This is a genomic window from Acidovorax sp. HMWF018, assembly GCF_003061035.1.
GTDB lineage: Bacteria > Pseudomonadota > Gammaproteobacteria > Burkholderiales > Burkholderiaceae_C > Acidovorax > Acidovorax delafieldii.
Window position 1 is genome coordinate 1 of record NZ_QAIM01000009.1, and the last position, 9,368, is coordinate 9,368.

The following is a 9,368-nucleotide window of genomic DNA, read 5'->3' on the forward strand; positions in this document are numbered from 1 at the left end:
GTTCCAGAAACGCGATGTGCAGCGGCGCCAGCACCAGCGGCAGCCCAAACAGCACCGGCAGCAGCGCCAGCCCAATGATGGGCACGTGCACCGCCAGCGTGTAGACCATGGCCTGGCGTAGGTTGGCAAAGGTCTGCCGCCCCCGGTGAATCGCCAGCACGATGGCCGCGAAGTCGTCGTGCAGCAGCACCAGGGCCGCAGCCTCGCGCGCCACGTCGGTGCCGCGCTGGCCCATGGCGATGCCGATGTGTGCAGCCTTGAGGGCCGGGGCGTCGTTCACGCCGTCACCGGTCATGGCCACCACCTCGCCTTGGGCCTTGAGGGCTTCGACCAGTGCCAGCTTCTGGTGCGGCTTGATGCGTGCAAACACGCTGACCTGCCGCACCTGGTCGGCCAGCGCCTGGGGCGGCAAGTGGACCAACTCGTCGCCGGTGATCACGCGGTCGTTGGCGATGCCTGCCTGGGCGGCAATGGCGCGCGCGGTGCGGGGGTGGTCGCCGGTGATCATCACCACGCGAATGCCCGCCTGGCGGCACTGTGCAACGGCCTGGGGCACCTCGGGGCGCAGCGGGTCGGCCAGGGCCACCAGGCCCAGCCATTCAAAGTCAAAGTCGTGCTGGGCGTCAGGCCAGGTGTCTTGCGTGTGGTGCCGGGCCTTGGCCACGCCCAGCACCCGCAGCCCCCGATCGGCCAGGCGCGCGGCCTGGGCGCTGACGGCAGCGCGCTCGGCGTCGGGCAGGTGGCAGAGGTCGGCCACGGCTTCGGGTGCGCCCTTGGTGGCCACCGTGTCGTGTGCCGAGGTGCCGTCGCGCCACAGGTGGCTCATGGCCAGCAGCTGGGGCGACAGCTCGTATTCGCGCGCCAGTGACCATGCGGGGTGCAGGTGCTCGGTGTCCACCAGGTGGTCGGCCGCCAGGCGGTGAAAGGCCTGCTCCATGGGGTCGTGCGGCTCGATCTCGCTGGCCAGCACGGCGTATTCGAGCAGCTCGTGGAAGGCATCGGGCAGCGCGCTGCCATCCGCTGCGGCGGGCAGGTTCTGTACATCCAGCTCCTGGCCCGCAACGCAGAGCGCCGCCACGGCCATGCGGTTCTGCGTCAGGGTGCCGGTCTTGTCCACGCACAGCACGGTGGTTTGCCCCAGCGTCTCAATGGCATTGAGCCGCCGCGTGAGCACCTGTTGCGCCGCCAGCCGCCGCGCGGCCAGGGCCAGGAAGATGATCATGATCACGGGCAGCTCTTGCGGCAGCACCCCCATTGCCAGTGTGATGCCTGCCAGCACGGCCTGCAGCCCATCCCCCTGCAGCGCCCAGAACAGGGCCACCAGCAGCGCGCACAGCGACAGGCCAATGACCACCAGCTTGCGCGTGAGCCGCGCCATTTCCTCGCGCAGCGGCGAGGCCTGCAGGGCAATGGTGTCGAGCGACTGGCCAATGCGGCCCAGCTCCGTGTGGCGGCCCACGGCGGTCACCTGCAGCAGGCCCTGGCCGCTGACCACCAGCGTGCCTGCAAACACCTTGTCCGCCGGTTGTTTGGCCACAGGCTCGGATTCGCCGGTCAGCATCGACTCGTTGGCGGCCAGCTCGTGGGCCTGCAGCAGCGTGCCGTCGGCCGGGATGCGGTCGCCCTCGGCAATCATCAACAGGTCTTCCCGCACCACGTCGCGGCCTGCAATGCGCACCAGGGTACCGCCGCGCAACGCCAGCGCGCGGGGGCTGGAGAGGTCGCGCAGGGCGTTCAGCGCGTTGTCGGTGCGGCGCTCCTGCAGCACCGTGATTGCCATGATGATGACCACGAAGCCCAGCAGGATCATTGCCTCGTGCGCGTCGCCCATGGCGAGGTAAATGGCACCTGCACCCAGCAGGAGCAGGAACATGGGCTCTGTGACCACGTCCCAGGCCATGTCGCGCAGCGTGCGGCGCTGGCTGATGCCCAGTTCGTTGGGGCCTTCTTCACGCAGGCGTTGGGCGGCCAGTGCCGGGTCGAGGCCAGTGGGGGAGTCGGTAGTGGGCATGTGGGGCGTGACGCTGCGTTGCAAGGAGGGTCGCAGCGGTGTAACAGTTATACCGCGCGCTGGTGTCAGCAGCCCTGACGGAGCGCAGTGCGCCGCATCCCATCCGCCTTCTTCACACTTCGCACATCACAAAGTCTGCCTTGCCGACATTGCATTCGGGGCAGCGCCAGTCGTCGGGCACGTTGACCCAGAGGGTGCCGGGCGCGATACCGTGGTCGGGCAGGCCCGCAGCCTCGTCGTAGATCCAGCCGCAGACGGCACACATGTAGATTTTCATAGGGCGGTTCCTTCGTGTTCGGTGGCTCTGCATCAGTCGTCATCGTGGTGCCGTTGGCGTTCGGTCGATGTGCCGTTGGCAACCCAGCCGCTGGGCGACTGCTGCCACTGCCAGGCGCCAAAGGCCAGGGTTGCGATCAGCAGCAGGGCCGCGAGCCAGGTGCGGTTCTTCGGGACCAGGTCCGGCCCTTTGCCCTCTACCCGGCCGGTGAGCATGGGCAGTGCCTGGTTCTTGCGGCGCAGCAGGCTCAACCCTGCAATCAGCGCGATGTGGGCCAACACCACAAACAGCAGGGCGTTGCCGAAGAACTCATGCACTTCTTCCATCGCTTCTCCCATCCAGTTGCCACCCAGCGCAGCGCCCCAGTCGTTGTACGTGGCATATCCGCTGAGCGTGAGGGGCACCACCAGCGCCAGCAGCAACACAATGGCCAGCGCCATCAGCAGGTTCTGGCCCTGGCGCCAGTTGATCTGCGTGACCGATGCGGCCTGGGGCAATGTGCGCAGCCATGCGGGCGCTCCTGTCAGCTTGCGCCACAGCAGGCCCAGGCCCGAGGTGCGCGGCCCGAAGATGCCGTACAGCAGTCGAAAGCCCAGCAGCCCCGCCATGGTGTAGCCCAGCGTGACGTGCAGCAGCCGCCAGTGTTCGCCGTCGGCCGTGGCGTAGGCCCCCGCAAAGCACAGTGCAAACAGCCAGTGGAACATGCGCGTGGGCGCATCGGTCACCCGGCGACTGGGAGCCTTGGCGGGGGCGGGTTGCGCCGAGGCATCGGCGGGATGGAGGGTAGGTGTGTTGTTCATCGTATGTTCCTTGACCGGATACAGATCAGATTCAATGCAGATCGAGAGCGGCGAACAGGGCTCAGCGAAGCGGTTCTGGCTAGGCGCTGTGTCGCAGGCAGTACGGTTAGTACGACAAGACACAGCAACGACGCCAGAAGAGTTCTGTTCACCGCTCTCAGTCGTTCCAGGCGCGGCGAGAGCGGACATCGAGCCCCGCCGGCATGCGCAGGTTGTGTTCGTCAAACTGCCCCTGGTCTGCGCCTGTGTGGCAGGCCGCACAGTTGGCAGCGCTTTTCACGCTGGCGAGCTTCCAGGTGGTGGGTTCGATCTTTCGGTGCTTGCGTTCAAACCAGGCCGAGCGGGTGATACGGTCCTCGGGTGGCTCCTCGTTCACCCGCTTGTAGGTGCCTGCGTGGGCCTGCAGCCACTGGTTGAGTTGGCGTACGGTGGCGGCGTCCAGCGATGCGTCGGTGCCGTAGTGCTTGTCCAGGCCCGTCATCACGCGGTTCCATGATGCTGCGGGCAGCAGGCCAGGCGGGTAGGCGGTGTGGCAAGCGGCGCATTCCTGTGTGTAGGCACTGGGCACGTTGCGGGGCATGGCGCGCCCGCTGTCTGCATGGGCGCTGGAGAGTGAGAGCAGGGTCAGTGCGCACACAGCGGCGGCCAGGACCGCAGGGCGTAATTGGGCTGGTTTTTGCATGGTGTCGGTCTCAGGGCTTGAGGGCATTGAGGTAGGCCAGCACGTCGGCTTTTTCCACCGCTGTGCATTCACGGCTCACCACGTCGTTGCAATTGCGGCGGAACCACTTGTCCACCTTGGCGGTGTCGGTGAATGCCTTGGGGTTGAAGGCCGGAGCCAGGGGTGCAATCGACTTGCCGGTGCTGGCGTGTTTGCCCTGTGTGGTGGGCGGTGTGCCGTGGCAGGATGCGCAAGACCATTCGCTACCATGGCGTGCGTTGAAGAACACCTTGCCTTTGTCCGCATTGCCTGGGCTGCCGGCCTGTGCGCTCCAGTGGGCGAGCTGCTGGGCAGCGGTGGTGTCAGCGGCGTGGCTGATGCTGGTGGCTGCAAGTGCACAGAGCGTCGTCAGAGTCAGGGTGCGAAGGGAAGTCATGCTGTGGTCCTTGTGGGTTTCATCGCTTGTGCAGCCATTGTTGAAATCCCCGCCTGAACGGCGCGTGAAAGGGCTGTTCATCGGCCGTTCAGATATCGCGCAGGACAATGCGCCCATGCCTTTCTCCTTCCACTCTGCTTGTGCGGGCCGCCGTGTCCGGTGCATGTGCTTGGCGGCGTGTGTGCTGTGGGCTGCCGCGCTGGCCGTGCCGTCCGCGTGGGCCAGCGGCAAGGAAGACCACGACCGCGCCCGGCAGGCCGTGCAGGCGGGCCAGGTGCTGCCACTGCCGGTCGTGCTCGATCGCCTGCAGCGCGAGGTGCCTGGCCAGGTGCTGGAAGTGGAGCTGGAGCAGGAGCGCGAGCGCTGGATCTACGAGATCAAGCTGCTGACGCCTGCCGGGCAGTTGACCAAGGTCAAGCTCGATGCGCGCACGGCGGAGGTGCTGCGTGTGCGATCCCGAGAATCGCGCGAAGATCAGCAGCGAAGCCGTGACAATCGCTGACACCCTTCCGACCACGACACCTCCATGCGCATCCTGCTGGTAGAAGACGACACGCTGCTGCGCGCCCAGTTGCGCAATGCCCTGCACGGCGCGGGCTACACGGTGGACGAGGCAGATAACGGGCGCGACGCACAGTTTCTGGGCGACACCGAGGCAGTGGATGCCGTGGTGCTGGACCTGGGCCTGCCGGTGGTGGACGGGCTCACGGTGCTCAAGCGGTGGCGGGCCGAGGGGCGCAACATGCCGGTGCTGATCCTCACCGCGCGCGACAACTGGCACGAAAAAGTCGCAGGCATCGATGCCGGTGCCGACGACTACCTGACCAAGCCCTTTCATCTCGAAGAACTGCTGGCGCGCCTTCGTGCACTCATCCGCCGCGCCAGCGGGCAAGCGTCGGCCGTGCTGCAGTGTGGAGACTGGTCGCTGGACACACGCAGTGGCCGCGTGACCTGTGCGGGCCAGCCGGTGACGTTGACAGCGCATGAGTACAAGGTGCTCGACTACCTCATGCACCGGCCTGGCGTGCTGGTGTCACGCGCGGAGCTGACCGAACACATCTATGCGCAGGACTTTGATCGGGACTCCAACACCATCGAGGTCTTTGTGGGGCGCTTGCGCAAGAAGATGTTGCCTCCTGCGGCTTCGTCGGCTGCCCCGGCGGATTCGGCCCGCATCGAAACCGTGCGTGGCATGGGCTACCGCCTGGTGCCGCCATGAGCGCGCAGGCCGTGCCACCTGCTCCGCCCGTGCACTGGTCTCGGTCGTTGCGGGTGCGGCTGCTGGCCGTCACGCTGGCGGGTGCGGCCGTGGCCATCGTGCTCGCTGGGCTGGTGCTGAGCGGATTGTTCCGCGAGCATGTGCAGCAGCAGTTTCAGGCTGCGCTGCAGCTGCAGCTGGACCAGATCACGGCGCGGCTGGAGTTTGACGCCCAGGGGCAGCCGGTGATTGCTGCCGAGGCGCTGTCGGACCCGCGCTGGCTCAAGCCTTACTCCGGCCTGTATTGGCAGGTGGATGCCATGGCGCCTGACGGGCGCGAGCGGGCGGGGGTGTTGCGCTCGCGCTCGTTGTGGGACACCAGCCTGGCGCTACAGGTGGATGCGTTGGCCGATGGCACCGTACATGTGCACGAGATGACAGGCCCGCAGGGCGTGCCTTTGCTGGTGCTGGAGCGCACGGTGCGCGCCGAGGGCGTGCATGCAGCGCGCTGGCGCTTGATTGTGGCCGCCGACCTGCAGGCCACGCAGGCAGCCACGGCCCGGTTCACTGGCGTGCTGGGGCTGTCGCTGGCGGTGTTGCTATTGCTGCTGGTCGCCGCCGCCTGGGCGCAGGTGGCGGTGGGGCTTAAGCCCCTGCAGGCGCTACAGCGCGCGGTGCAGGATGTGCAAGAAGCGCGGGCTTCGCAATTGCAAGGCAGCTTCCCTGCGGAAGTGCAGCCGCTGGTCGACGACTTTAACGCCGTGCTGCGCCGGCATGGCGAGGTGGTGGAGCGGGCACGCACCCAGGCGGGCAACCTGGCCCATGCGCTCAAGACGCCCCTCACGGTGCTGGAGAACGCGGCCCGCACACAACCGCCCACTGATGACCCGGAGCTGGCGGCGCTGGTGCGAGAGCAGGTGGTGGTGGCCCGCAGGCACATCGACTGGCACCTGGCGCGGTCGCGGGTGGCGGCATCTGCGCGCTTGCCCGGGCAGCGCACGCCGCTGCAGCCGGTGGTGGATGGGCTGGTGCGCGTGATGAACAAGGTGCATGCGGACCGGTTGCTCGATATCAGTGTCGAGCCGTCAGCAGTGCCGCTTTTCTTTGCGGGCGAGGCGCAGGACCTGCAGGAAATGCTGGGCAACCTGCTGGACAACGCCTGCAAGTGGGCGCAGGCTGCGGTGCGGCTGCAGATGCAACTGCTGCCCGCCGGATCTGGCGCTGCGCAGCCCCAACTGGTGGTTGCGGTGGAAGACGACGGCCCCGGCATTGATGCCGCGCAACGTGATCAGGCGCTGGAACGCGGCGTGCGCCTGGATGAAACCGTGCCCGGCACGGGACTGGGCTTGGCCATCGTGCAGGACCTGGCAGCTTTGTATGGGGGGCGGCTGGATCTGGAGCCCGCAGGCCTTGGCGGCTTGCGGGCGACGCTCACCCTTCCTGCCACGAGCGCTCACTGAGCCACAGTGGTTGCGGCTGTTCGACACGCCAAAAAAGTCCTCCTGGGCGGGGCGCCTAGAGAAAAACCGCCAAAGCGGAAACCCATTAAAAAAGCCCGCCAAAGCGGGCTAAGGCCCTGACAAATTCCCCTGAATTCTGCAAAGCCTTGGAGTGATGGAGACAGGGTATCACCGTCTGCCGTGTTTGACCACTTTTGTTGTGCAAGCGGCCTTCAGTGCCTGCTTTCCACGCTGTTTTGCATGGCTGTCTGAGCGACGGCGTCCAGGGCGTTGTCCACCACGGTGTGCTCGGCCAGCACCTGCATCGCTCCCTGTTGCAGTAGCCGGTCCAGCAGCCGCAGGGTCATCGATTGGGTGCGGCCAGCGGCGCTGGTAAAGAGGAACAGGTTGCCGTGCGAGCCGATCCAGGACAGCTGTGTGCGCTCCCACTGGCCCGCCACCTGCAGATTGACCCAGGTGCCCACCGTGATGGTGGCGGCGGGCAGCGGCAGGGGCGCAGCGCTGCTGGGAGCAGCCTCGGGGGCCGTGTCTGCGCCCTCGCTCTCGGGCGATTGCGAGATATCGATGTAGCCGGACTCCCTCGCTTCGGAGGGCGCAACCCAGGGGTCGTCGTCATCAAGGGGCGCCGGTTGTTGCGGCTCTGCCGTGGGCGTTGCAAAAGTCGCTGCGGCTGCAGGGGCTGGCGCAGCCACCCTGGGCCCGGGTTTGAAGGCCTGCTGGTGCAGTTGCATCAGCAGCTCAAAAACAGCCTCTGTGCGGTCTGTTGGGTAGTCGATGGACGCCAGACCTTCGCGCAATTTGGCCAGCAGCTTGGGCAGCAGGCGAGCCAGCTGGCCCGTGTTGGCGCGCGTCAGTTCGGGTTGTACGCTCCAGATCAGCGCGTCCACCAATTCCTGGTAGCGGCCCGGGTCGGTCGTGCCTGATTTGTCCGAAAGACGCGCCTCCGCCATGACCTGGGCCCATGCGCCCAGCAAAAAGCGCGAGATGGCGTCCGGCACCTTGCCAATGTCGGGCAGCAGCCAGATCTCGCGCGATATCTGTGCGGCCAGCAGATGGCGCTGCTCTGCGTGCTGCAGGGCCTCGATGGCGCGCAAGCGCTCCTGCTTGAGCGCCTGGTCCTTCTCGGCCCATTTGGTGTGCAGTTGCTGCAGCACTTGTTCAAAGTCATCAGCGCTGTCGATGGTGGCGGTGGCCAGCGGGCCTGCGATGTGCATGAGCGAGCGCATGAAGCTCTGAAAACCAGGGGCTTCGGGGCTGTTGAAGGCCTGGCTGCGGTCGGTGATGTCCTGCAGCAGGCGGCGCGCGGCATGCTCCTTGTGGCTGAAAAAGCGAGGGTCGGCCAATGCCAGCTGCATCAGCGCAGGCTCCAGCGCGCGGATGAACTGTTGCACCGGCCACAGCAGCCGGGTGTCGCGCGCGATGTTGTCCACCATCAGCGCCACCACCTCCATGCTCAAGGCCTGGCCCAGGCCCTGCGCCTGTGCCCGCTGCGCGGCAGCAGGGCTGCCGTCTGCATCGTTGCCGGCTGGCGCGCGTGGCGTACCCAGGCGCTCCATCATCTGGCCGACCTGGTTCATCTCTTGCAGCGCCTCAAACGCCGCGGGCACCGTCATCGCGAAATCCGTGGCCGGTGGGTCGATCTGCGGCAAACCTTGTGACGGGTGTTCAAACTCCCGGTCAAACCGGGCTGCGAAAGATTCCTGGGGGTTGTCGCCGCTGGCGTTCATGTCCGTAGGGGCGGCTGCGTCATTGAACTCGCCCAGCAGCAGGCGGCGCAGGCGGTCCAGCGTCAGCAACGGGTCGCCCGCGCTGGTGGACGACACGTACAAGTCGTTGTCGGCTGCAAAACCGGGGGACGCCCCGGCGTCGGCCGGCGCCACATAGACCACTTCGCCCGTGGCCTGCCGCATGGCGTAGCCCACAGGCTTCACACCACTTTGCTTGAGCTGGTCGATTTGCGCGAGGTACAGGCTGCGCAGCTCGGCGCCCAATGCCTGTGCCATCAGCCCTACCCAGTCGTGGCGCACCTGGGGTGTGACCTGCATCTGCGACACCACGGACTGCAGAGCCTGCAAGAACACGTCGGGGCGCAGCGGGTTGTGCTCCGGCTGCACCCGGGACAGCCCCTGGGCCGCGCACACCAAGGCGTCCAGGTCAGCCAGCGGACCTTCCACTGCAGAGATCAGTACCTGACGGGCACGTGCGCGCTCCACGCTGTCGTTGATCTGCGCCTCGTCCATCAGTTCGAGGTCGTCAAAGTGCACGGTGAACAGGGACCGCGTGGGCTTGTCGTCGCCCTGTGCCGTGTCCTGGTCCAGCGCCTTGCGCAGTGCGTCGGGGTAGCGATCTGCCATCACCGATGCCAGCCGCACCAGTTGCTGCCGTGCCTCTTGCATCGCATGGTGCTCGCCGGGGGTGCGGGCACTGTCCAGGCGCGCTTGCAGGGACACGCGCGTGGCCTCAATGACGCGCTCCACCACAGGCCGGGCCTGGGCCAGCGCGATCTGGACGATGCGCTGCTGGGG

Annotated in this window: 9 protein-coding genes; 3 read left to right on the forward strand and 6 right to left on the reverse strand. The window is 66.8% G+C overall.

Annotated features, from left to right (window positions below; translation table 11 throughout):
- The 5 genes from DBR23_RS00265 to DBR23_RS00285 form a co-directional block, all read right to left on the reverse strand.
- Positions 1-2,035 (reverse strand): HAD-IC family P-type ATPase (locus DBR23_RS00265; protein ID WP_233250192.1); only part of this gene is annotated, 2,035 nt, incomplete at its 3' end.
- A gap of 88 nt (positions 2,036-2,123) precedes the next feature.
- Complete coding sequence (locus tag DBR23_RS00270) at positions 2,124-2,288, reverse strand: rubredoxin (protein ID WP_108496920.1); 165 nt, start codon at positions 2,286-2,288, stop codon at positions 2,124-2,126.
- A 32-nt stretch (positions 2,289-2,320) separates the two neighbouring features.
- A complete protein-coding gene (locus tag DBR23_RS00275; RefSeq protein ID WP_108496921.1) occupies positions 2,321-3,088 on the reverse strand; it encodes a cytochrome b/b6 domain-containing protein in 768 nt (255 codons plus the stop codon).
- Positions 3,089-3,245: 157 nt separating this feature from the next.
- Positions 3,246-3,770, reverse strand: a complete 525-nt coding sequence (locus DBR23_RS00280; RefSeq protein WP_108496924.1) for a diheme cytochrome c — start codon at positions 3,768-3,770, stop codon at positions 3,246-3,248.
- A gap of 10 nt (positions 3,771-3,780) precedes the next feature.
- Complete coding sequence (locus DBR23_RS00285; protein ID WP_108496925.1) at positions 3,781-4,185, reverse strand: DUF1924 domain-containing protein; 405 nt, start codon at positions 4,183-4,185, stop codon at positions 3,781-3,783.
- 181 nt (positions 4,186-4,366) lie between these two features.
- On the opposite strand from DBR23_RS00285, the gene DBR23_RS00290 reads away from it, so the two are divergent.
- From DBR23_RS00290 to DBR23_RS00300, 3 genes are read left to right on the forward strand one after another with little or no spacing between them, the layout of a single operon-like run.
- Positions 4,367-4,687: a PepSY domain-containing protein gene (locus DBR23_RS00290; protein ID WP_233250193.1), complete on the forward strand. Its 321-nt coding sequence runs from the start codon at positions 4,367-4,369 to the stop codon at positions 4,685-4,687.
- A gap of 24 nt (positions 4,688-4,711) precedes the next feature.
- Positions 4,712-5,404, forward strand: a complete 693-nt coding sequence (locus tag DBR23_RS00295; protein WP_108496922.1) for a response regulator transcription factor — start codon at positions 4,712-4,714, stop codon at positions 5,402-5,404.
- Entirely contained in the window at positions 5,401-6,843 is a 1,443-nt protein-coding gene (locus DBR23_RS00300) for a sensor histidine kinase (protein WP_199227593.1), read from the forward strand. The genes DBR23_RS00295 and DBR23_RS00300 overlap by 4 nt, the downstream gene beginning before the upstream one ends.
- 212 nt (positions 6,844-7,055) lie before the next feature.
- On the opposite strand, the gene DBR23_RS00305 is transcribed toward DBR23_RS00300, so the two are convergent.
- Positions 7,056-9,368 (reverse strand): DUF1631 family protein (locus tag DBR23_RS00305; RefSeq protein ID WP_108496923.1); only part of this gene is annotated, 2,313 nt, incomplete at its 5' end.

Bases quoted from the DNA above. Each gene is read 5' to 3' on its own strand.
- DBR23_RS00275 (WP_108496921.1), bottom strand. From the start codon at position 3,088: ATGAACAACACACCTACCCTCCATCCCGCCGATGCCTCGGCGCAACCC.
- DBR23_RS00295 (WP_108496922.1), top strand. From the start codon at position 4,712: ATGCGCATCCTGCTGGTAGAAGACGACACGCTGCTGCGCGCCCAGTTG.
- DBR23_RS00270 (WP_108496920.1), bottom strand. From the start codon at position 2,288: ATGAAAATCTACATGTGTGCCGTCTGCGGCTGGATCTACGACGAGGCT.
- DBR23_RS00280 (WP_108496924.1), bottom strand. From the start codon at position 3,770: ATGCAAAAACCAGCCCAATTACGCCCTGCGGTCCTGGCCGCCGCTGTG.
- DBR23_RS00285 (WP_108496925.1), bottom strand. From the start codon at position 4,185: ATGACTTCCCTTCGCACCCTGACTCTGACGACGCTCTGTGCACTTGCA.
- DBR23_RS00300 (WP_199227593.1), top strand. From the start codon at position 5,401: ATGAGCGCGCAGGCCGTGCCACCTGCTCCGCCCGTGCACTGGTCTCGG.